The following is a 20,441-nucleotide window of genomic DNA, read 5'->3' as shown; positions in this document are numbered from 1 at the left end:
GTAACCATGAGCGCACTATTAGAAGTCCGCAACCTGCGCGTGGAATTTCCCACGCGCCGCGGCACGCTACGCGCCCTGGACGACGTGTCCTTCTCCATCCAGGCCGGCGAAGTGCTGGGCGTGGTGGGCGAATCGGGCGCGGGCAAATCGCTGACCGGCGCGTCCATCATCGGCCTGCTGGAACCCCCGGGGCGCATTGCCGCGGGTGAAATCCTGCTGGCGGGCCGCCGCATCGACAACCTGCCCGACGAGCAGATGCGCCGCGTGCGCGGCCGCGAAATCGGCGCGGTGTTCCAAGACCCGCTGACGTCCTTGAACCCGCTGTACACGGTGGGCCGGCAGTTGGCCGAAACCATCGTCACGCACCTGGATATGACGTGGTCGCAGGCGCGCAACCGCGCAGTGGAATTGCTGGCGTCGACCGGCATTCCCGCCGCGCGCGAACGCATCGACCACTATCCGCACCAGTTCTCGGGCGGCATGCGCCAACGGGTGGTGATCGCGCTGGCGCTGGCGGCCGAGCCCAAGCTGGTGGTGGCCGACGAACCCACGACGGCGCTGGACGTGTCCATTCAGGCGCAGATCATCGAGCTGCTCAAGCGCCTGTGCCGCGAGCATGGCACGGCGGTGATGCTGATCACGCACGACATGGGCGTGATCGCCGAAACCGCCGACCGCGTGGCGGTGATGTACGCGGGCCGCGTGGCCGAGATCGGGCCGGTGACCGATGTGATCCACAAGCCGCGCCACCCGTATACGGCGGGGCTGATGGGGTCGATTCCGTCCATGGACGGGCATACCGAACGGCTGGTGCAGATAGACGGCAGCATGCCTCGGCTGAACGCCATTCCGCCGGGCTGTGCGTTCAACCCGCGTTGCGGCCAGCGCTTGCCGCGTTGCGGCCAGCGCTTGCCGCGCTGCGCGACCGAGCGCCCCGAATTGATGCCGGCGGGCACGTCCCGCGCGGCCTGTTGGTTGCATGACGATAAAACGATGGTGGCTGCATGAGCACGCCCTTGGTGGAAGTTAAAGACGCGGCGCGCTGGTTCGATGTGTCGCCGCCCTGGCTGGAACGCAAGCTGGCCGGCAAGCCGCGCGTGATGCTGCGCGCGGTGGACGGCGTGTCGTTCGACATCGCGCGCGGCGAAACACTGGCGCTGGTGGGCGAATCGGGCTGTGGAAAATCCACGGTCGCGCGCATGCTGGTGGGCCTGTACGGGCTGACGCGCGGCGATATCCGTTTCGATGGCCAGCCGCTGTCGCGGATGTCTGAGAAAGGCGGGCGCAACTTGCGCAAGCGCTTGCAGATGATTTTCCAGGATCCCTACGCCAGCCTGAACCCGCGCTGGCGCGTGGGCCGCATCATCGCGGAGCCGATGCTGACGCATACGCAGATGACAGCCGACGAGCGCGTGGCGCGCGTCAGCGAACTGCTCAAGCAGGTGGGCCTGGATCCGGCGGACCAGGGCCGCTATCCGCACCAGTTTTCAGGCGGCCAGCGTCAGCGCATTTCGATTGCGCGGGCGCTGGCGGTGAATCCGGAATTCCTGGTGTGCGACGAGCCGACTTCGGCGCTGGACGTGTCGGTGCAGGCGCAGGTGCTGAACCTGATGAAAGACCTGCAGCGCAAGCTGGGGCTGACCTACCTGTTCATTTCCCACAACCTGGCGGTGGTGCATCACGTGGCCGACCGGGTGGGCGTGATGTACCTGGGCCGCATGGTGGAAGTGGCCCCGCGCGACGAGTTGTTCGCGCGGCCACGGCATCCGTATACGCGCATGCTGCTGGAGGCCATTCCGGACATCAACGGGGCCGGCAAATCGCGCACGGCGGTGGCGGGGGAAGTGCCGAACCCGTTGAATCCGCCATCAGGGTGTACGTTTCATCCGCGCTGCCCGCATGCGAATGACCGCTGCCGGGCCGAAGCGCCGGTGGCGATGCAGGCAGGGGTTTCAGTCGTGGCGTGCCACGCGGTGGAGGAAGGCCGCGCGTAAATGGAGGGGCGCGCTGGCATAGCGCGCCGGCGGGTCGTGCGTGGGTCGTCAGCGGCCGACGCCGGCCCCTTCTGTCTCAGTGGCGGGGCTCGTGCACCGAGTCATACGGCGTGTCGTCGTCCTCGTCATCTTCATCGTCTTCGTCGTCTTCCTCTTCCTGCATGTTCGGATCCGGCTGCGGTTCCTCGGTCAGGGCGAAGGGCAGGACGTCTTCCAGAGTGTCGGACCACGCGGATTCTTCTCCGTCGTGGTCCAGCTTGATGAAGCGTTCGCCTTCATTCAACGAAATCTGCACGGCCCACAGGTAGAGGCAATCGTAGGTGTCGTCATCGGCATGCGGCAGGCCGCCGCGATTGCCCAGCAAGCGCGAGCCCGCGCCGCCCATCTGGACGTGGGTCTGCTCTTCGTCCGCTTCGGCGCCTTCGTCCAGCGGGACACCGAACGTGACCCACTCGGTGCCTTCGTCGCCCAGGATCACTTCGGCCAACACGGGCTTGCCCAGGTAGGCGCTGAGCGCATCGGCGGTCTTGGCCAGCATGTCCAGTTCGGATGCACTGAAATGGGTCACGGAGGCGGGGGGAGTGGCAGAGGCGGACATGAAGGGGATTCCTGGGCGCGATGAAGCCGCGACGGCACGGCAAGATACATTAAGTCAGGCGCTATTGTCGCGCGATCGGCGTTGCGTTGCATCAGACGCTTGGATGACGCGGCGTGACAAGGCTGTCAGGCCGGCGCGGACTGTAGCCGGAAGAGTGATTCAGGCGTAATGCCCTTCGCCTTCACCCTTGCCTTCCTTCTGGCGGTATTGCTCGACCCGAGGCGGTATCCAGATGGCGTACGGCGGCGATACACCGTCATTCGGACAGGGCCTACACTTGCGGCCTGTTCCTATATTCCCATTACGCATCACCGCCCATGACGCGCTCCGAATCTTCCGCCATTCCCGCCCGCTACCTGCTGTTTCCGCTGCTGGCGGCCCTGATCTGGTCGGTCAATATGATCGTTACCAAGATGGCCGCCGGGGTCATTTCGCCTGCCGTCATCGGGTTTTACCGCTGGGCCCTGGCCGGCGCCGTGCTGACCCCGTTTGCCTTGCGGGGCGTGTGGATGCAGCGCCGGCTGATCTGGCCCTATCTGCCGAAGTTCGCCGTGCTGGGCGGCTTGGGTATGGCGCTATACCAGGGGCTGGCCTATGTGGCGGCCTCCAGCACCACGGCCACCAACATGGGCATCATCACCGCCATGATCCCGCTCTTGACCATCGCGGTGGGCACGGTGGTGTTGCGCCAGCGGCCCACGCTGATGGCGATGCTGGGCGGCCTGGTGTCGCTGGCGGGCCTGGCGCTGCTGATCGGCGAAGGCGACCCGGCCCGGTTGCTGTCCGTGGGCGCGAACCCCGGCGACCTGCTGATGGGGCTGGCCGCGCTGGCCTATGCGCTGTATGGCGTGTTGCTGCGCCGCTGGGGCTTGCCGGTGGGGCCGTGGGTGTCACTCTACGTGCAGATCGGCTTCGGCGTGCTGTTCCAACTGCCTGCGTTCCTGATGGCCGCGCCGTCGCCGCTGAATGCCGACAACGTGCCGCTGGTGCTGTATGCCGCGATCTTTCCGTCCCTGTTCGCGCCCTTCCTGTGGATGCAGGGCGTCAAGCACCTGGGTCCCAACCGCGCCAGCATTTTCCTGAACCTGATGCCGGTGGGCACGGTGGCCATCGCGTCTGTCTTCCTGGACGAAAAGCCACATCTGTTCCACATCGTGGGCGGTTTGCTGGCGCTGGCCGGTGTGATGCTGGCGCAGATGCGCACGCCTGGCCTGGGTGGGCGCGCAGGCAAAGCGGCGGGTTGAATGGGCTGTTCCGTCCCTGACGCGCGCCTGTCAGGGTTCCGGCCTACAATCGACGGTTCATCAGCTTTCTTTCCCTATACGAGCCCATGGCCCAATACGTCTACACCATGAACCGCGTCGGCAAGATCGTGCCGCCCAAGCGGCAGATTTTGCGTGATATCTCGCTTTCGTTTTTTCCTGGCGCCAAGATCGGCGTGCTGGGCCTGAACGGCTCGGGCAAGTCGACGCTGCTGAAGATCATGGCTGGCGTCGACAAAGAGATCGAAGGCGAAGCCATTCCCATGCCGGGCCTGAACATCGGCTACCTGCCGCAGGAACCGCAACTGAACCCCGAGCACACGGTGCGCCAATCGGTCGAAGAAGGCCTGGGCGCCGTCGTCACCGCCAAGAAGCGCCTGGACGAGGTCTACGCCGCCTACGCCGAGCCGGACGCCGACTTCGACGCGCTGGCCGCTGAGCAAGCCGACCTGGAAGCCATCATCGCCGCCGCCGCGTCCAGCGGTTCGGACGACATCGAACACCAGATGGAAATCGCCGCGGACGCACTGCGCCTGCCGCCCTGGGACGCCATCGTCGGCAACCTGTCCGGTGGTGAAAAGCGCCGCGTGGCCCTGTGCCGCCTGCTGCTGTCCAAGCCCGACATGCTCTTGCTTGACGAACCCACCAACCACTTGGACGCCGAAAGCGTGGAATGGCTGGAGCAATTCCTGCACAAGTTCCCCGGCACCGTGGTCGGCGTGACCCACGATCGCTACTTCCTGGACAACGCGGCTGAATGGATCCTGGAACTGGACCGTGGCTACGGCATTCCCTGGAAGGGCAACTACAGCTCCTGGCTGGAACAGAAAGAAGACCGCCTGAAGCAGGAAGAGTCTTCGGAATCGGCCCGCCAGAAGACCATCAAGAAAGAACTTGAATGGGTGCGTCAAAACCCGAAGGGCCGTCAGGCCAAGGCCAAGGCGCGCCTGGCCCGCTTCGAGGAACTGTCGTCCTACGAATACCAGAAGCGCAACGAAACCCAGGAAATCTTCATTCCCGTGGGCGAGCGCCTGGGCAACGAGGTCATTGAATTCAAAAACGTCAGCAAGGCGTATGGCGACCGCCTGCTGATCGACGACCTGAGCTTCAAGATTCCGCCGGGTGCCATTGTCGGCATTATCGGCCCCAACGGCGCTGGTAAGTCCACGCTGTTCCGCATGATCGCGGGCCGCGAACAGCCGGATTCGGGCGAGGTCACCATCGGCCAGACCGTGAAGCTGGCTTATGTGGACCAGTCGCGCGATGCGCTGGAAGACAAGAAGACGGTGTTTGATGCGGTGGCCGACGGCGCCGACATCCTGACCGTGGGCAAGTTTGAAATGTCGTCTCGCGCCTATCTGGGCCGCTTCAACTTCAAGGGCGGCGACCAGAACAAGGTCGTGGGCCAACTGTCGGGCGGTGAACGCGGCCGCCTGCACATGGCCAAGACGCTGATCGCCGGCGGCAACGTACTGCTGCTTGACGAACCGTCCAACGACCTTGACGTTGAAACGCTGCGCGCGCTGGAAGACGCCTTGCTGGAGTTCCCCGGCAGCGTCATGGTCATCAGCCACGATCGCTGGTTCCTGGACCGCATCGCCACCCACATCCTGGCATTCGAAGGCGATTCGCAAGTGGTGTTCTTCGACGGCAACTACCAAGAGTACGAAGCCGACAAGAAGCGCCGCCTGGGCGAAGAGGGCGCCAAGCCCAAGCGCCTGCGCTACAAGGCACTGAAGTAAGCCTTGCGGTAAGTGGTTGAAAACAATCCCGGCATTGCCGGGATTTTTTGTGGGCGCGTATCCCTTTGCGAACGTACCTTGTAGGATGGGTGAAGCGCGCCACGGCGACGCACAAGAACCCCACCGCCCAACGCGCGCAACCCATCACGCAACGCATCACGCAACGCATCACGCAACCCATTACGCAACCCATTACGCAACCGTCGCGTTATGGCCGATCTTTCCCATGGTCCACCGTTGCTTGATGGGTTGCGCGCGTTCGATATCGCATTCTTTTCTTTGTCGTGTCGCGCTTCACCCATCCTACGGTGCACTGGAAATTTTTTCCAATGGTAGAATCAAAAATTGCATCAATTGATGTTAATTTTGATTCACCTTCGTGGCGGGAACAGGCATGCGTACCACAGTGACGCTCGATGACGATTTGCTCGAGAAAGCGCGAATCTATACGGGCATACAGGAAACCTCTGCGCTTGTGCAGCAGGCGCTGACGAACCTGGTGCAGAAAGAGGCGGCCAAGCGCCTGGCCAAACTGGGCGGCAGTTCACCCAAATTGAAGCCGACGCCACGGCGGCAAACGGAGACACCCGATGATCTTGGTTGACACGTCGATCTGGATCGATCATCTGGGGGCAAGCGAACCCCGGCTTGAACAGTTGCTCCACAATGAATTTGTCCTGATGCACCCGTTCATCGTTGGCGAACTGGCGCTCGGATCGCTGAATAAGCGGGACATGGTGTTGGGCGCACTGACGCTTTTGCCACAGGCGGTTCGGGCGAGCCACGACGAGGCAATCCACTTTCTTCATGCCGAACGGCTATTTGGAAAAGGCATCGGCTATGTCGACCTGCATCTGCTTGCATCGACCCGCCTGACGCCCGGTGCTTCGCTGTGGACCAAAGACAAGCGGCTGGGATCTCTTGCCAAGACCTTGAACCTGTCTGTCGAGCCCCCGCTATATCATTGAGCTGCACGGGCGGGGCGTTGGCTTCGCCGCGTTGCGGTTTCCCTTATTCCGTTGCCGGTTTCCCGGAGATTCATCATGCTGCTGCAAGCCTCCGATTCCACGTTGCTCATCGTCGATATGCAGGGCCGGTTGATGCCCGCCATTCACGATAACGAAGCCGTGCTGCATACCGCGCACAAGCTGGCGCAAGCCGCGCGGATACTTGATGTGCCGGTTGTCGCCACGGAGCACCACGGCAAGATGCTCGGCGTTACTGTGGATCCGCTACGCGCTCTTGTGCAGTCCACGTTCCAGAAAATGCACTTCTCTTCCACGCGCGAACCTGGCTTTGAAGCGTGGCTGCCGGCGGCGCGAAAAACAATTCTGGTGGCCGGCTGCGAAGCGCATATCTGCGTGCTGCAAACGGTGATCGGCCTGGTGGACATGGGCTACAAGGCCGTGCTGGTGTCGGACGCCGCGGGGTCGCGCAAGCCCTCGGATCACCACGCTGCGCTGCGGCGCGCGCGGGCGCATGGCGCCGATATCGTCACCTCGGAAATGGCCATATTTGAGTGGATGGAAACTTGCGAGCACCCGCGCTTTCGCGATGTGTTACGTCTGGTCAAATAGCCGACGGCGCTTGCAACATCGTCCCAGGGGCGCGCAAAGATTCTCTCGCCCTTTGACACAATTCCTGGGCAAACCTAACACCGCGCGCGCCGATATTTTGAGATCCTGAAGTTTCTAAACCCATATGGGGATCGCGCGCTCGCGTTAGGTCCATGGTGCGGCCCCGGGGATAAGAATAGGAGCCTCAACATGAAAATCGCATCTCTTTCCAAAATCTGTGTCGCACTGGCGATGACCGCCGCCATGGCGGGCTGCTCGTCCTGGGACGGCATGAGCCATCGCCAAAAGAGCACGGTGGGCGGCGCCGCATTGGGCGGTGTCGCAGGCGCCGTGATCACCAACGGCGGCGTCCTGGGTACGGTGGGTGGAGCGGCGATCGGCGGCGTCATCGGCGATCAGGTCGGCAAGCGCTAAACGCCTGTCCTTGATGCAAAAAGCCCGGCAATGCCGGGCTTTTTTTTATGGCCGCGAGAGGGCGGCCTGGCCGCATCACGGTTCGTTCTGTGGCATCTCGATCTTCACTTCCAACACCTCCAGCGTGTCCTGGCGTTCCAGGTGCACCTTGATGTCTTCAGGGTTGATCTTCACGTATTTTGAAATCACCGCGATAAGTTCCTGCTGCAACTGCGGCAGGTAGTCGGGCGAGTCGCCGCGGCCCCGCTCGTGGGCCAGGATGATCTGCAACCGTTCCTTTGCAACGGAAGCGGAAGTTTTCTTTTGACCAAGCAGAAACGACAGGAAGGACATTGCTTACTTGCCTCCGAACAGGCGTTTCAGGAAACCGGGCTTTTCGTAATCGGTAAAGCGCAGCGCTTTGTCTTCGCCCAGGTAGCGGGCCACGACGTCCTTGTACGCTTCGGAAACGTCGGTCTCTTTCAAGTGAATGGCCGGCAGACCTTGGTTCGACGCTTGCAGCACGGCTTCCGATTCGGGAATGACACCGATCAGCTTGATGCGCAGGATGTCTTCGATATCGCCCAAGGACAGCATTTCACCGTCGACCACGCGCTTGGGGTTGTAGCGCGTGAGCAGCAGGAATTCCTTGACGGGTTCACCGCCATCCACCGCGCGCTTGGACTTGGCCGCGAGGATGCCCAGGATGCGATCGGAGTCGCGCACCGACGAGACTTCCGGGTTCGTCACGACCAGCGCGTCGTCGGCAAAATAGGCGGCCATCAGCGCACCCGTTTCGATACCGGCGGGCGAGTCGCAGATGATGTATTCGAAACCCATTTCCTTCAGGTCGTTGATGACCTTTTCCACGCCTTCCTGCGTCAGCGCATCTTTGTCGCGCGTTTGCGAGGCGGGCAGGATGAACAGGTTTTCAAGCTGCTTGTCCTTGATCAGCGCCTGGTTGAGGGTGGCTTCGCCCTGAATCACGTTGACGAAGTCGTACACCACGCGACGCTCGCAGCCCATGATGAGGTCGAGATTGCGCAGGCCGACATCGAAGTCGATGACAGCGGTCTTGTGGCCCCGCATCGCGAGGCCCGCGGAAAAACTGGCGCTCGTCGTGGTTTTACCCACGCCGCCTTTGCCGGAAGTCACCACAACAATGCGTGTCATGACGATCAAACCCTTATGTTCGAAGAAACCGCGTTATCGTAAAGCAAAAAGCCTGTGTAAGGCTTCTTACAGAATGTGTTGAGACTTGATGTTCGATGCTGATGTTCGACTGAAATACCGCGCTGGCGCGCACGCCGCGCAGCAGTCCCCGCGTCAGCTTTTCAAAGCTTCGATACGCAGCGTGTCGCCATCCAGGCGCACCAGCGCCGGCTGGTTTTGCAACGTGCGGTCCAGCTTGTCTTCCACGACACGGTACACCCCGGCCACGGCTAGCAGCTCGGCGTCCAGATGCGTCGTGAAAATGCGGGCCGATGTGTCGCCGCGCGCACCCGCCATGGCCTTGCCACGCAAAGGGCCATAAACGTGCACATTGCCATCGGCAATGACTTCCGCGCCCTGGCTCACCATGCCGATCACGACCAGGTCCGTGTGGCGCGCGTACACGCGCTGGCCCGATCGCAAGGGTTTGGTGATGACGAGCGCCGACGCCGAATGCGGCGCGGCCTGCGTGGGCGTGGCGGCTGAAGTGGTGCCGCTGGCCTCGCGAGCCGGCAGCGGTTCGGTCGAGGCGGGTTTGGCCGGCGTGTCCGTCGCGGTGGTGTCGCTGGATGCAACGTCGGCAGCCGACGTGTCGGTGGGCGCGGGCGCGGTTTCAACGGCGGCGGCCGGCACCGACGGCACGGGCGTCGACACATCATTGGGCGGCGCGGTATCCACGACGGGAGCGGGGCGCGCGGGCGGAGTGGAAAGCTCAACCGGCGTCAGGCCGGCTTCGCGCGCGGCCGCCAGGTTGGCGCCTTCGGCCACCACGCCGATCGCGGGCAGGTTGTGCGCGCGCAGCGCGGCGACCAGCGCTTTCCAATCGATCGTTTCTTCGACGCGGCTGGCGTCGATGACCACGGGTTCATTTTCGAAGAAGCTGCCGGCGTCGGCCATGCGCTTGGCAAGGGCGGCGGCAAGCCGTTCGGGGTCCGCGCTGTGCAGTACCACCCGGATGGCATAAAGGGTGGCGCTTTTGAAGTCCAGGGCTAGGGATTCAGTGTTCATCTTGATTTGGGCTGGCGGTCCGGACGCCGAAAAAAGGCGCGTTCAACCGGCTGCGGGATGTCGGGCATGATAACCCGCCCAACGCCGGGGCGCGCGGGCCGAAAGCTGAAAGAAAAAGGCGCACAAGGCGCCTTTTCCCGTGATACGCGCGCGGATGCCTAGCCCTGGGCCCAGGAGTCGCGCAGGGTCACGATGCGGTTGAGCACCGGGGCGGCCTCCGTGGAATCCTTGAGGTCGGCCGTGAAATAGCCCAGGCGCTCGAATTGCCAGGTGGCGCCCGGCGTGGCGACGGTGCCCGGTTCCAGCCAGGCCGTGACGGTCTGCTTGGAGTTCGGATTCAGGCAGGTCAGGAAGTCCTTGTCGCCGCCGTCGGGACGCGCGTCGGCGAACAGGCGGTCGTACAGGTGGATCTGGGCGGCTACCGCATGGGCCGCGCTGACCCAGGTGATGTTGCCCTTGACCTTGACGCTATCCGCGCCCGGGGTGCCGCTCTTGGTTTCGGGCAGGTACTCGGCCTGGACTTCAACGACTTCGCCCGCTTCGTTCTTGGTGAAGCCGGTGCAGCGCACCACGTAGCCATACTTCAGGCGCACGGTGTTGCCCGGGAACAGGCGGAAATACTTCTTCGGCGCTTCCTCGCGGAAGTCGTCGCGTTCAATCCAGAGCTCGCGCGACAGCGGGAATTCACGCACGCCGGCTTCCGGGTCATGCGGGTTACGCGGGGCGGTGCAGAGCTCGGTCTGGCCTTCCGCGTAGTTGGTGATCACCAGTTTGATCGGATCCAGCACGGCCACCGAGCGGGCGGCGATGGGGTCGAGGTCGTCGCGCACGGCTTGTTCGAGCAGGCTGTAGTCGATACGCGAATCCGACTTGGACACGGCGGTGCGGTCGCAGAACAGGCGGATCGAGGCCGGCGTGTAGCCACGGCGGCGCAGGCCGAAGATGGTCGGCATGCGCGGGTCGTCCCAGCCGTCCACATGGCCTTCGCGCACCAGTTGCAGCAGCTTGCGCTTGCTGGTGACGACGTAGCTCAGGTTCAGGCGGGCGAATTCATATTGGTGCGGCAGCGGCTGGGCCAGCTTGCCCAGTTCAGCCAGGCGCGTCAGGATCCAGTCGTAGAACGGACGCTGGTCTTCGAATTCCAGCGTGCACACGCTGTGCGTGATGCCTTCCAGCGCGTCTTCCACCGGATGCGCCCAGCTGTACATCGGGTAGATGCACCATTGGTTGCCCGTGCGGTGGTGGGTGGCGTGGCGCACGCGGTACATGACCGGGTCGCGCAGGTTGATGTTGGGCGACGCCATGTTGATCTTCGCGCGCAGCACCAGGCTGCCGTCCGGATGCTTGCCGTCACGCATTTCGCGCAGCAGGGCAATCGATTCCGCGGCCGGGCGGTTGCGCCAGGGCGAATCGGTGCCGGGTTCGGTCAGGGTGCCACGGTTGGCGCGGATTTCTTCGGGGCTTTGCGCATCGACGTAGGCATGGCCAGCTTCGACCAGGGCTTCGGCGAACTCGTACATATAGCCGAAGTAGTCGCTGGCAAAGTACAGGTTTTCCTGGCCGTCGTCGGCCTTCCAGTCAAAGCCCAGCCAATGCACGGCCTCGATGATGGCGTCGACGTATTCCTGGTCTTCCTTTTCGGGGTTGGTGTCATCAAAGCGTAGATGACAGACACCGCCGAAGTCGCGCGCCAGGCCGAAGTTCACGCAGATGCTCTTGGCGTGACCGATGTGCAGATAGCCGTTGGGCTCCGGCGGGAAGCGGGTGCGGATGCGGGCCGGATCGGCCGTCCCCTGCGCCTGCACGTCGGCCGGGCCAGGCTTGCCCGCCCAGCGTTTGCCCTGGAAGCGGTTGGCTTCAAGGTCGTCCTGGACGATGTTAAGCAGGAAATTGGATGCAGCTGGGGTCGGCGTCGTGGCGGAGGTCATTCTTGAAAGAATAGGAAAAAGCGGCGACAAAGCGTCAATTTTGCCACGTTCCGCAACCGGGGCCTTTTTGAACCCGGTGCAACCGGTTTCAAACTGTCCCCACAGCCATGTAACTGGCTCTACACTACGGGCCATCATGGATATATCCACCCTTTCCCTGGCCCGTGCGCAGTTCGTGGCCAGCCTGAGCTTTCTGGCGCTGTTCCTGGCGGTTTCCCTGGCCCTTGCCTGGGTGCTGCTGTTTTTCAAGGTGCGCGCCCGCTGGTCCGGCCGCTCGGGCTGGACCGCCGCCTACCGCTTCTGGGTGCGCATTTTCGCCCTGGCTTTCGTCCTGACCCTGGCCGCCAGCGTGCCCGTTCTGATTCAGATCGGCAGCCTGTGGGCGGGCCTGATGGACAAGATCGGCAACGTGGCCGGCCCCCTGCTGGGCTACGGCATCCTGTCGGTCTTCGTCCTGAAGTCATGCTTCCTGGGCGTGATGCTGTTTGGTCAGCGCCGCGTGTCCGATACCGCGCACACGCTGGCGGTGCTGATGGTGGCGGTGGGCCAGTTGGTAGCGGTGTTCTGGGTGCTGGCCTTGCAATCCTGGATGCAGACGCCCGACGGCGCCATTCTTGTCGACGGGCGCTACCAAGTCTACGACTGGGTGGCCGTGGTGCTGAATCCGTCGGTGGGTTGGCGCATGGCCATGGTGGCGGTGGGGGCGGCGCTGGCCGTCTCGTTCCTGATGATGGGCGTGACCGCGTTGCAGGCCTTGCGCCGCCCGCTGGGCGATGGCGAGCGCAACGCATTCAAGACGGCGCTGGTCATCGGCGTGGTGGCCGCGTTTTTGCAGATTCCGGTTGCCACCGGCAGCGGTCATGTCATGGCCAAGCTGCAACCGGCCAAGGCCGCGGCGGCGGCGGGTTTCTGGCAAAGCGGCACTGAACCGCAACTGGTGCTGTTTGGCTGGCCCGATGCGCGCAGCCACACCAACGTGTCGGCCCTGACTTTCCGCAACGCGGGTGGCGGATGGCTGCATCGCAATGCGGAAGGCACCTACGAGGGGCTGGATAAATATTCCGGCATGCTGCCGCCCGTGGCCCTGACGTTCTGGTCGCTGCGCGTGGCCGTCGCCTTGGGCCTGTTGATGCTGGCCGTGGCATGCGTGACGTTTCTATGGACGTTCCGGCGCGGGATGGATCCCTCGACCCTGCCCGTGTGGTGGCAGCGCGTGCTGTGCGGCATGATGTTTTCGGGCGGTATCGCCGTGGTGGCGGGCTGGTGGGTGTCCATCATCGGCCTGCAACCGTTCGTCGTGAACGGCACCATTACGCAATCCGAAGTGCTGGGGCAGGTGCCGGCCAGCACGGTGCTTTATGGGTTGGTGGGCTATGGCCTGCTGTATGCCCTGCTACTGGCCGCGTTCACGGGCATGCTGTTCCACGCGGCGCGCTATGGCGTGGTGCCGGTGCGTAAATTGGCCGGAGGTACGCCATGATCGCCATGTTGGCCGCGTCGCAGGGGCTTAGCCCCGAAGACCCATCATTCTGGATGCCGCTTGCCTTCATGGGGCTGTTGTTCGTGGTGATTGCCGCGGGCATGGTGCTGGATGGCTTTGACCTGGGCGTGGGCATCCTGCTGCAACTGGCGCCCGAACATGAGCGCGGCCGCATGATGTCGCTCTTGAGCCCCTGGCGCGATGCCAACGAATTCTGGTTGCTGCTGGGCATGGGACTGTTCGCGTCGGCCTTCCCCTTCGCATGGGGTGCGGTGCTGGGCAAGCTTTACGGGCCGCTGACCTTCATGGTGCTGGGCGTGGTGCTGCGCAGCGTGTCGTTCGAATTCCGCATCCGCGCGCGCAACGAGATGAAGCCGCGCTGGATCTTCGGGTTCTGGGCCGGTTCCATCATTACGGCGTTCGGGCAGGGGATGCTGCTGGGACGCATCGCCACCGGCTATCAATCCGACGCGGGCTATGGCTGGTTCGCGATGTTCGTGGGTTTGTGCGCGGTGGCGGCCTACGTGCTGCTGGGGGCGTCGTGGCTGGTCATGCGGGTGGACGGCGATCTTCAACGCCGCGCGGCCTATTGGGCTCGGCATGCCATCCGCTGGACGGCGGTGGGTATGGTGGCGATTGCGGTGACGCTGGGGCTGGCCAACGCGGGCATCTTCTACAAGTGGAGCAACATCGCTCACCTGAGCCTGGCTGCAAGCGTGTGGGTGTTGATGCTGGCGGGGTATGTCGCGGCTGAAATGCTGCTGGCCCGCTTGCCCGGCCGGGCGGAGCGTTTCAGCTGGCTGCCGTTCGTGCTGTGCGTGGGGCTGTTCTTGCTGATGCTGAGCGGCCTGGCCTACAGCCTGTTCCCGTATCTGATCCTGGATGACATGACGCTCTGGGACGGCGCGGGCGCGCTCGGTTCGATGCGCCTGGTCATGGCCGGCGCGGTCGTGGGGGTGCCGGTAGTGCTGGTGTTCAACATCCTGGCGTACCGGTCGGTCTTCGGCAAGGAACGCGCACCGGTCCCGCTATTGCCGCCACCCTCGTAGTAGGATGGGTGAAGCGCGAAAAGGTCAATGCAAAATCCCCGGCATCGATCGCGCGCAACCCATCATGCAACGCCCCGAATTTTTCGCAACGCGGGCCACGGTGGGGGCGGCCGTCTGATGGGTTACGCGCGATACAGGCCAGCATTCTTTTATGCGGCCTTGCGCGCTTCACCCATCCTACAATCACGGGCCACGGCCACGGGCCACGACCACGACCACGGGCCACGACCACGGGCCACGACCACGGGCCACGACCACGGGCCACGACCACGGGCCACGACAACGGGCCACGACCACGGATCACGACCACGGGCCACGACCACCGGACGACCGCCGGACGATCACGGGACGACCACAGGCCACGTCCCACGGTCATAACACCGGTCTTGCCACCCGCTGCAGAATCTCTTCGCCGTAGGCTTCCAGCTTGCGGGCGCCAACGCCGCTGATGTGGCTCAGCGCATCCATCGAATCCGGCTGGGCCAGGGCGATTTCGCGTAGCGTGGCGTCGTGGAAAATGACGTATGCCGGCACGCCGTGGCTCTTGGCGACTTCGCCGCGCCAGGCGCGCAGTGCTTCAAACACCGGTTGCAATTCAGCCGGCAGGTCAATCGCCGCCGCCTTGGTACGGCCACTGCTCGTCTTGCCCGACTTTGTCTTCTTTTCGGATTCCCGGCGCAGCATCAACTGGCGTTCGCCCTTGAGCACGGCGCGGCTGCCTTCCGTTAGCGCCAGGGTGCCGAAGCCTTCGTTGTCGACGGTCAGCAAGCCTTGCGCCAGCAACTGGCGCAGCACGCCGCGCCAGGCGGTGTCGCTCAGGTCTTCGCCCACGCCGAACACGCTCAGGGTTTCATGGCCGTGCTGCTTGGTGCGGTCGGTGACCTTGCCGCGCAGGATGTCGATGATGTGGCCCGCGCCGTAGCGCTGCCCGCGTTCCTTCCACAAGCGATAGACGGCCGAAAGCACTTTCTGCGCGGCCACGGTGCCGTCCCAGGCTTGCGGCGGTTCCAGGCAGACGTCGCAGTTGCCGCAGGCGGTAATCTGCTGGCCGAAGTACGCCAGCAGGCGCACCCGCCGGCATTCCACCGTTTCGCACAGGCCCAGCATGGCGTCCAGTTGCTGGCCCAGGCGTCGGCGATAGGACTCGTCGCCGGGGGATTCGTCGATCATGCGACGCTGCTGCACCACGTCTTGCAGGCCGTAGGCCAGCCACGCCGTGGCGGGCAGGCCATCGCGGCCGGCGCGGCCGGTTTCCTGGTAGTAGCCTTCAACGGATTTGGGCAGGTCAATGTGCGCCACGAAGCGTACGTCCGGCTTGTCGATACCCATGCCGAAGGCAATGGTGGCCACCATGACCACGCCGTCTTCGCGCAGGAAGCGGGACTGGTTGGCCGCGCGCACCTGCGGGCTGAGGCCGGCGTGGTAGGGCATTGCGTCAATACCCTGGTTGCACAGGAATTCGGCCGTCTCTTCGACCCGCGCCCGCGACAAGCCATACACCACGCCGGACTCGCCGTCGTGTTCGGTGCGGATCATTTCCAGCAGTTGCTTGCGCACCTCGTTCTTTTCGACGATGCGGTAGCGGATGTTGGGGCGGTCAAAGCTGGACACGAAATGCCGGGCATCGTCCAGCGACAGGCGCTGCGCGATCTCGGTGCGGGTGTCCGCCGTGGCCGTGGCGGTAAGCGCGATGCGCGGCACGTCGGGCCAGCGCTCGTGCAGCATGGACAGGCCCAGGTATTCTGGCCGGAAATCATGCCCCCATTGCGACACGCAGTGCGCCTCGTCGATGGCGAACAGGGCGATGCGGCCGCGCTCAAGCAGTTGCAGGCAGCGGTCGGTCAGCAGCCGTTCGGGCGCGACGTAAAGCAAATCAAGTTCGCCGGCCAGGAACGCTTGTTCAACGTCGCGAGCCACGCGCCAATCCTGCGTGGAATTCAGGAAGGCCGCGCGCACGCCAAGTTCGGTCAGGGCGTCGACTTGGTCCTGCATCAGCGCGATCAGGGGCGACACGACGATGCCGGTGCCTTCGCGCACCAGGGACGGAATCTGGTAACAGAGCGATTTCCCTCCGCCCGTGGGCATGAGGACCAGCGCGTCACCGCCGTCGATCACTTGTTCGACAATGGCTTGCTGGTCGCCGCGGAAGGATTCGTAACCGAAAACGCGCTGCAGGACGCCGAGGGCGCGCGCGTCAGACATGGGGGTAGGCCGGAAGCATCATGGCGGGGATTTTAAGCCGCAATTCCAGGGCGGCTCTTTTCGGGGGGATATTTCCGTCCGGCTTGCGGTCCGGGTCCGGTAACACCTCGCGCCCGCCGGCCTGCTGGCTCACTACCAACTGAACCAGGTGCCGCGCATGAAGGTATCCACGGGCATGCTGAGGTTGGCACGCCATTCGTAGTTGCCCGACACGATGTCACGGTCGGCGCCCACCGCCAGTTGCACCTTGGGTGCCACGAACATGCTGTGCGACAGGCCCACACGCTGCTCGGCAAGGGTCGAGCCCTCGCGCAACCCCGAATAGGTGCCGCTGACGGTGCCCCAGCCAGTGATGGGCACGCCCGCCGACAGGGTGTTGCGGATCTGCGGCGCCGAGGCCACGCCGCCGGAATAGGTGGACAGGTCGCCGAACCCCGCGCCGATCTGTTCGTTGGTGTAGCCCAGGTTGACCATGTCGGCTACGTCCACGTTGTAGCCGAAGCGGTAGCGCCAGGCGTTGGAAGCGTCGAACGAGCTTTGCGTGGCGCCCGCCTGGAACGTGCCGTATTCGCCCGCCGCATAGGTCGTGCCCATGCCGCGCGTGGTCAGCGCGGGCGCGCTTTGCATCTGGCCTTCCAAGGTGAGCGCCGGGGTCAGCCCGTATCGCACGCTGCCGGAGCCCACCGACGCGCCGTAATCCACCGCGCCCGACCGCGCGGTCGGGTCCATCCGGTTCAGCTTGCCGACCGACGACGAGTAGCCGAAGCTGCCCTCCGGCACGGTGGCGGCCGAGCCGGCCCAGTTGGCGATCTGCACCCCGCCCACTGGCGCGCTGCTGCCCCAGACGGGGGCATTGGCGTTGATATTGCCTACCGTCAGCGACGGGCCGGCCGTGTTCCGGTACACCCAGTTGCGGTCGCCGCCGTAGCGCAGGCCATCCTGGCCGCTGACCGACGCGAACCAGGGGCGGGTCGGGCGCGAAACGCCCGAGATCACCACGACAGGCACGCGGGGTATGTCGCTGTCTTCCAAGGCGAAGGAATAGTCGGGTGTGCTGTCTTCAATAACCGCCGCAGGGGTGTTTACACACTCCACCGGGATGTCTTCGCGGCTTCCCGACAGGCTTGAGTCCAGGCCGGGGATCAAACCGGAACCCTCGCCCTCGTCTTCGCCCCCGCGCACGCTGGTGTCCATGGCGGGCTCGGCAACTTCCAGACCGCACAGGGGCGGGTCCAGGGGAACGGCGCGCGAAGCGATCGACGGCGCCGGGCGCACGGGAATCGGCTGCACCGGCGACAGTACGCCGATGCCGCGTGCCATCAGCACCGGCGCCCCCGGTGCGGGCGACGTAACGGAAGAGGGGGACGCATCAAGCGTGTCGGCAAGCGCGGCCGACAGTGGGCAAACCACCCCCGCCGTCAGCGCCGCGTGCAACAACCGTCTGCGCCAGATTGCAGGGGCGACCATAAAAATCAGTGTAAAGAGGGGACGCTGTCGTAGCTGTAAACGATTTTTAGTAAACCGGACCAGCGGCAAGACGAAGGGCCCCATTTTAGGGCCGATCAAGCGCGCCACAAGACGCCGTACATCATGCAACAGGTCTATTTCAGTTGATTTCTTGCCCCTTGCGGTTGGACGCGCCGCGCCGCACTATGGCGCCATGGACAATCCTCATACCAAGCTGCTGGTCGTCGACGACGACCCGGCCCTGCGTCAGCTGCTGGCCGACTACCTGAATCGGCACGGTTACGACACCTTGCTGGCGCCAGATGCCACCGACCTGTCGACGCGCATTACCCGTTACGCCCCCGACCTGCTCGTGCTGGACCGCATGCTGCCCGGCGGCGACGGCGCCGACGCATGCCGCCGCCTGCGCGAGCAAGGCGAAGACATCCCCGTCATTCTTCTGACCGCGCGCGACGAGGCCGTGGACCGCATCATCGGCCTGGAAGCAGGCGCCGACGATTACGTCGGCAAGCCGTTTGACCCGCGTGAACTGCTGGCCCGCATTGAAGCCGTGTTGCGCCGCAAGCGCGGCCCGTCCGCCTTGACCAAGGACGCGCCGGTCACCTTCGGCCCGTTCCTGTTCGACCCGTCCACCCGGCAGTTGTCGCGCGATGGCACGGTCGTCAAGCTGACGGGCGGCGAGATCAATTTGCTGGAAGCCCTGGTGCGCAACGCGGGCAAGCCGCTGTCGCGCGAACGCCTGCTGGCGCTTGCGCGCGACGATGACTCAGGCGAACGCAACGACCGCGCCATCGACATCGCCATTCTGCGCTTGCGCCGCGTGATCGAAGACGACCCGAAACAGCCGCGCTGGATCCAGACCGTTTGGGGCATTGGCTACCGGTTCTCGCCCTGATGCGTTTTCTTGCCCGCTTCCTGGTGCCGCGCTCGCTGCGGGCGCGCTTGATTCTGCTGATCCTGGGTTCCGTCCTGCTGACGCAAGCAGCCACGCTGGTGACGGTGTCGTACTTCCGGCACAAGTTCATGGAAGACGTGGCCATCGGCTACATCGTCACCACCATCCGCACCCTGCGCGCCGCCTTGTCCGAAGTGCCCGCCGAGGACCGCGCGGATTTCGTGCGCACGGCGTCTCAGAACCAATGGCGGCTGTGGTCGCGCGTGCTGCCTGCCGAAGCCAAGTTGCAGCGCTTCAATGGCCGGCGTCCGCCGCCGCCGCCCCGCTCAGCGCCCCGACCGCCACCCCCGCCGGCTTCGGACGCCCGGCCTGGCGACATGCCGCCGCCGCCCGAAGGGCATGGCGACGACCGTGGCGACGAGCGCGGCGGCGAGCACGAGGCCGATGCCGACCAGACTGACACGCGCACCGCCCAGCAACGCGAGGCCGACCGCGCGGCGCACGAAGAGCGCATGCGGCGCCATAACAAGCCAGAGCCCGACGACATCCGCCGTGACCTGAAAGCGCTGGTGCAGTTGCTGAACGAACGGCTGAACGACGGCACCCGCGTGGCGTTGTCGCGCGGCCCCACGCCCGAGATCTTTATCTCGCTGGCGCCCAATTCGGCCAGCGAAGACGTGCCGCGCCTGCGGGAATGGCTGGTGATTCCCCTTGAACGTCTGGACCCGCCCGTGGCCACGCCCTTCATCGCCGCCTGGCTGGGGGGACTGGGCCTGTTGCTGTTGCTGGCCGTGGGTTTCTCTTGGCACATCACGCGGCCCATCACCCGGCTGGCGGACGCCGCTGACCGCTTGGCCGCCGGGCAACCGCAACGCGTGGAACCCTCGGGGCCGCATGAAACCCGCGCCTTGGGCGAGCGCTTCAACGCCATGCTGGACGCGCTGGCCGAGTCCGACTCGGTACGCCGCACGCTGCTGTCCGGCTTGCCGCACGATCTGAAAGGGCCGTTGTCGCGCATGTGGCTGCGCATTGAAATGGCCGACGATTCCAAGCTGAAGGAAGGCCTGCGCACCGATCTGCAAGACATGCAGCACATGGTGGACCAGTTCATCGGCTTCGTGCGCGGCACGGACCCGGCCGCCTACCGCTATGCGCCCATCGTGCTGTCCGAATGGTTGGCCGAGCGCGTCGGCGCATGGCATGGCGCCGGTACCGACATCACGCTGAAGTCGGTGGACGACGACGCACCGCTGGTGGTGCAGGCCGACGCGGTGGCCTTGGGCCGCCTGCTGGACAACCTGATCGGCAACGCGCTGAACCACGGCGCGCCGCCCGTGGACGTCAGCCTGCGCCGCGAAGCGCGCGAGGCGGTGCTGGATGTGGCGGACCATGGCCCCGGCATCGTGCCCGAACGCCGCCAGGAGGCGCTGCGCCCGTTCAGCCGTTTGGACGATGCGCGCACGCGCACCGGCAGCGTGGGGCTGGGCCTGGCGCTGGCCGAGGCCATTGCGCGCGCGCACGGCGGTTCGCTGGAGCTTCGCCAGGCGGAATCCGGCGGCCTGTGCGTGCGGGTAAGGCTGCCACTTTCGGAAAACGCCTAGCCGGTGGAACCGGACGCCGGGGTGGGGCCACTA

At 64.7% G+C, this 20,441-nt stretch carries 19 protein-coding genes; 12 read left to right on the top strand and 7 right to left on the bottom strand.

What is annotated here, in order from left to right; translation table 11 throughout:
* The first annotated feature begins 6 nt into the window (after window positions 1–6).
* Window positions 7–1,008: an ABC transporter ATP-binding protein gene (locus CVS48_RS01535; RefSeq protein ID WP_100852957.1), complete on the top strand. Its 1,002-nt coding sequence runs from the start codon at window positions 7–9 to the stop codon at window positions 1,006–1,008.
* Window positions 1,005–1,994: an ABC transporter ATP-binding protein gene (locus CVS48_RS01530; RefSeq protein ID WP_100852956.1), complete on the top strand. Its 990-nt coding sequence runs from the start codon at window positions 1,005–1,007 to the stop codon at window positions 1,992–1,994. Before CVS48_RS01535 ends, CVS48_RS01530 begins: the two co-directional genes overlap by 4 nt.
* Before the next feature lie 76 nt (window positions 1,995–2,070).
* On the opposite strand, the gene CVS48_RS01525 is transcribed toward CVS48_RS01530, so the two are convergent.
* Window positions 2,071–2,592, bottom strand: coding sequence for a hypothetical protein (locus CVS48_RS01525; protein ID WP_100852955.1), 522 nt, complete (start codon window positions 2,590–2,592; stop codon window positions 2,071–2,073).
* 317 nt (window positions 2,593–2,909) lie between these two features.
* Here CVS48_RS01525 and CVS48_RS01520 point away from each other — a divergent pair, with 317 nt between their 5' ends.
* The 6 genes from CVS48_RS01520 to CVS48_RS01495 all read left to right on the top strand — a co-directional run bounded on the left by CVS48_RS01520 (window position 2,910) and on the right by CVS48_RS01495 (window position 7,587).
* Complete coding sequence (locus CVS48_RS01520; protein WP_100852954.1) at window positions 2,910–3,836, top strand: DMT family transporter; 927 nt, start codon at window positions 2,910–2,912, stop codon at window positions 3,834–3,836.
* Window positions 3,837–3,922: 86 nt separating this feature from the next.
* The gene (gene ettA / locus CVS48_RS01515; RefSeq protein WP_100852953.1) at window positions 3,923–5,596 is read left to right on the top strand and encodes an energy-dependent translational throttle protein EttA; all 1,674 of its coding nucleotides are present in this window, start codon (window positions 3,923–3,925) and stop codon (window positions 5,594–5,596) included.
* Between the two features lie 394 nt (window positions 5,597–5,990).
* On the top strand, window positions 5,991–6,200 hold the full coding sequence (locus CVS48_RS01510; protein ID WP_100852952.1) for a type II toxin-antitoxin system VapB family antitoxin: 210 nt from the start codon (window positions 5,991–5,993) through the stop codon (window positions 6,198–6,200).
* Complete coding sequence (locus tag CVS48_RS01505) at window positions 6,187–6,564, top strand: type II toxin-antitoxin system VapC family toxin (RefSeq protein ID WP_100852951.1); 378 nt, start codon at window positions 6,187–6,189, stop codon at window positions 6,562–6,564. Before CVS48_RS01510 ends, CVS48_RS01505 begins: the two co-directional genes overlap by 14 nt.
* A gap of 75 nt (window positions 6,565–6,639) precedes the next feature.
* Complete coding sequence (locus tag CVS48_RS01500; RefSeq protein WP_100852950.1) at window positions 6,640–7,173, top strand: isochorismatase family protein; 534 nt, start codon at window positions 6,640–6,642, stop codon at window positions 7,171–7,173.
* Window positions 7,174–7,362: 189 nt separating this feature from the next.
* On the top strand, window positions 7,363–7,587 hold the full coding sequence (locus tag CVS48_RS01495; protein WP_100852949.1) for a glycine zipper 2TM domain-containing protein: 225 nt from the start codon (window positions 7,363–7,365) through the stop codon (window positions 7,585–7,587).
* A gap of 75 nt (window positions 7,588–7,662) precedes the next feature.
* Here the strand turns inward: CVS48_RS01495 and minE are convergent, their stop codons facing one another.
* From minE to CVS48_RS01475, 4 genes are all read right to left on the bottom strand, one after another.
* A complete protein-coding gene (gene minE, locus CVS48_RS01490) occupies window positions 7,663–7,920 on the bottom strand; it encodes a cell division topological specificity factor MinE (protein ID WP_050448917.1) in 258 nt (85 codons plus the stop codon).
* Between the two features lie 3 nt (window positions 7,921–7,923).
* On the bottom strand, window positions 7,924–8,739 hold the full coding sequence (minD, locus tag CVS48_RS01485) for a septum site-determining protein MinD (protein ID WP_100852948.1): 816 nt from the start codon (window positions 8,737–8,739) through the stop codon (window positions 7,924–7,926).
* A gap of 153 nt (window positions 8,740–8,892) precedes the next feature.
* Complete coding sequence (gene minC, locus CVS48_RS01480) at window positions 8,893–9,786, bottom strand: septum site-determining protein MinC (protein WP_100852947.1); 894 nt, start codon at window positions 9,784–9,786, stop codon at window positions 8,893–8,895.
* A gap of 158 nt (window positions 9,787–9,944) precedes the next feature.
* The gene (locus CVS48_RS01475; protein ID WP_100852946.1) at window positions 9,945–11,714 is read right to left on the bottom strand and encodes a glutamine--tRNA ligase/YqeY domain fusion protein; all 1,770 of its coding nucleotides are present in this window, start codon (window positions 11,712–11,714) and stop codon (window positions 9,945–9,947) included.
* Between the two features lie 136 nt (window positions 11,715–11,850).
* Between CVS48_RS01475 and CVS48_RS01470 the strand changes: the two genes are divergently transcribed.
* Both CVS48_RS01470 and CVS48_RS01465 read left to right on the top strand, forming a co-directional pair.
* Window positions 11,851–13,194, top strand: a complete 1,344-nt coding sequence (locus CVS48_RS01470) for a cytochrome ubiquinol oxidase subunit I (RefSeq protein WP_100852945.1) — start codon at window positions 11,851–11,853, stop codon at window positions 13,192–13,194.
* A complete protein-coding gene (locus CVS48_RS01465; protein ID WP_100852944.1) occupies window positions 13,191–14,243 on the top strand; it encodes a cytochrome d ubiquinol oxidase subunit II in 1,053 nt (350 codons plus the stop codon). Before CVS48_RS01470 ends, CVS48_RS01465 begins: the two co-directional genes overlap by 4 nt.
* Before the next feature lie 372 nt (window positions 14,244–14,615).
* Here CVS48_RS01465 and recQ read toward each other — a convergent pair whose 3' ends face one another.
* Window positions 14,616–16,445, bottom strand: a complete 1,830-nt coding sequence (gene recQ / locus CVS48_RS01460) for a DNA helicase RecQ (protein ID WP_100852943.1) — start codon at window positions 16,443–16,445, stop codon at window positions 14,616–14,618.
* Between the two features lie 132 nt (window positions 16,446–16,577).
* The gene (locus CVS48_RS01455) at window positions 16,578–17,912 is read right to left on the bottom strand and encodes a fimbria/pilus outer membrane usher protein (protein WP_242001127.1); all 1,335 of its coding nucleotides are present in this window, start codon (window positions 17,910–17,912) and stop codon (window positions 16,578–16,580) included.
* A 193-nt stretch (window positions 17,913–18,105) separates the two neighbouring features.
* Between CVS48_RS01455 and CVS48_RS01450 the strand changes: the two genes are divergently transcribed.
* Together CVS48_RS01450 and CVS48_RS01445 are read left to right on the top strand one after the other, a co-directional pair.
* Window positions 18,106–18,807: a response regulator gene (locus tag CVS48_RS01450; RefSeq protein ID WP_100857462.1), complete on the top strand. Its 702-nt coding sequence runs from the start codon at window positions 18,106–18,108 to the stop codon at window positions 18,805–18,807.
* The gene (locus tag CVS48_RS01445) at window positions 18,807–20,408 is read left to right on the top strand and encodes a sensor histidine kinase (RefSeq protein ID WP_100852942.1); all 1,602 of its coding nucleotides are present in this window, start codon (window positions 18,807–18,809) and stop codon (window positions 20,406–20,408) included. The genes CVS48_RS01450 and CVS48_RS01445 overlap by 1 nt, the downstream gene beginning before the upstream one ends.
* Window positions 20,409–20,441 lie beyond the last annotated feature (33 nt).

This window comes from Achromobacter spanius, assembly GCF_002812705.1.
Classification (GTDB): Bacteria; Pseudomonadota; Gammaproteobacteria; order Burkholderiales; family Burkholderiaceae_B; genus Achromobacter; species Achromobacter spanius.
Note: the sequence above shows the minus strand (reverse complement) of the source record. Positions and strands in the feature narration are given on the sequence as shown.

Bases quoted from the DNA above. Each gene is read 5' to 3' on its own strand.
- CVS48_RS01445 (WP_100852942.1), top strand. From the start codon at position 18,807: ATGCGTTTTCTTGCCCGCTTCCTGGTGCCGCGCTCGCTGCGGGCGCGC.
- CVS48_RS01505 (WP_100852951.1), top strand. From the start codon at position 6,187: ATGATCTTGGTTGACACGTCGATCTGGATCGATCATCTGGGGGCAAGC.
- CVS48_RS01455 (WP_242001127.1), bottom strand. From the start codon at position 17,912: ATGGTCGCCCCTGCAATCTGGCGCAGACGGTTGTTGCACGCGGCGCTG.
- CVS48_RS01510 (WP_100852952.1), top strand. From the start codon at position 5,991: ATGCGTACCACAGTGACGCTCGATGACGATTTGCTCGAGAAAGCGCGA.
- minE (WP_050448917.1), bottom strand. From the start codon at position 7,920: ATGTCCTTCCTGTCGTTTCTGCTTGGTCAAAAGAAAACTTCCGCTTCC.
- recQ (WP_100852943.1), bottom strand. From the start codon at position 16,445: ATGTCTGACGCGCGCGCCCTCGGCGTCCTGCAGCGCGTTTTCGGTTAC.
- CVS48_RS01495 (WP_100852949.1), top strand. From the start codon at position 7,363: ATGAAAATCGCATCTCTTTCCAAAATCTGTGTCGCACTGGCGATGACC.
- CVS48_RS01470 (WP_100852945.1), top strand. From the start codon at position 11,851: ATGGATATATCCACCCTTTCCCTGGCCCGTGCGCAGTTCGTGGCCAGC.
- CVS48_RS01475 (WP_100852946.1), bottom strand. From the start codon at position 11,714: ATGACCTCCGCCACGACGCCGACCCCAGCTGCATCCAATTTCCTGCTT.
- minD (WP_100852948.1), bottom strand. From the start codon at position 8,739: ATGACACGCATTGTTGTGGTGACTTCCGGCAAAGGCGGCGTGGGTAAA.
- CVS48_RS01530 (WP_100852956.1), top strand. From the start codon at position 1,005: ATGAGCACGCCCTTGGTGGAAGTTAAAGACGCGGCGCGCTGGTTCGAT.
- ettA (WP_100852953.1), top strand. From the start codon at position 3,923: ATGGCCCAATACGTCTACACCATGAACCGCGTCGGCAAGATCGTGCCG.
- CVS48_RS01525 (WP_100852955.1), bottom strand. From the start codon at position 2,592: ATGTCCGCCTCTGCCACTCCCCCCGCCTCCGTGACCCATTTCAGTGCA.
- CVS48_RS01450 (WP_100857462.1), top strand. From the start codon at position 18,106: ATGGACAATCCTCATACCAAGCTGCTGGTCGTCGACGACGACCCGGCC.
- CVS48_RS01500 (WP_100852950.1), top strand. From the start codon at position 6,640: ATGCTGCTGCAAGCCTCCGATTCCACGTTGCTCATCGTCGATATGCAG.
- CVS48_RS01520 (WP_100852954.1), top strand. From the start codon at position 2,910: ATGACGCGCTCCGAATCTTCCGCCATTCCCGCCCGCTACCTGCTGTTT.
- CVS48_RS01465 (WP_100852944.1), top strand. From the start codon at position 13,191: ATGATCGCCATGTTGGCCGCGTCGCAGGGGCTTAGCCCCGAAGACCCA.
- CVS48_RS01535 (WP_100852957.1), top strand. From the start codon at position 7: ATGAGCGCACTATTAGAAGTCCGCAACCTGCGCGTGGAATTTCCCACG.
- minC (WP_100852947.1), bottom strand. From the start codon at position 9,786: ATGAACACTGAATCCCTAGCCCTGGACTTCAAAAGCGCCACCCTTTAT.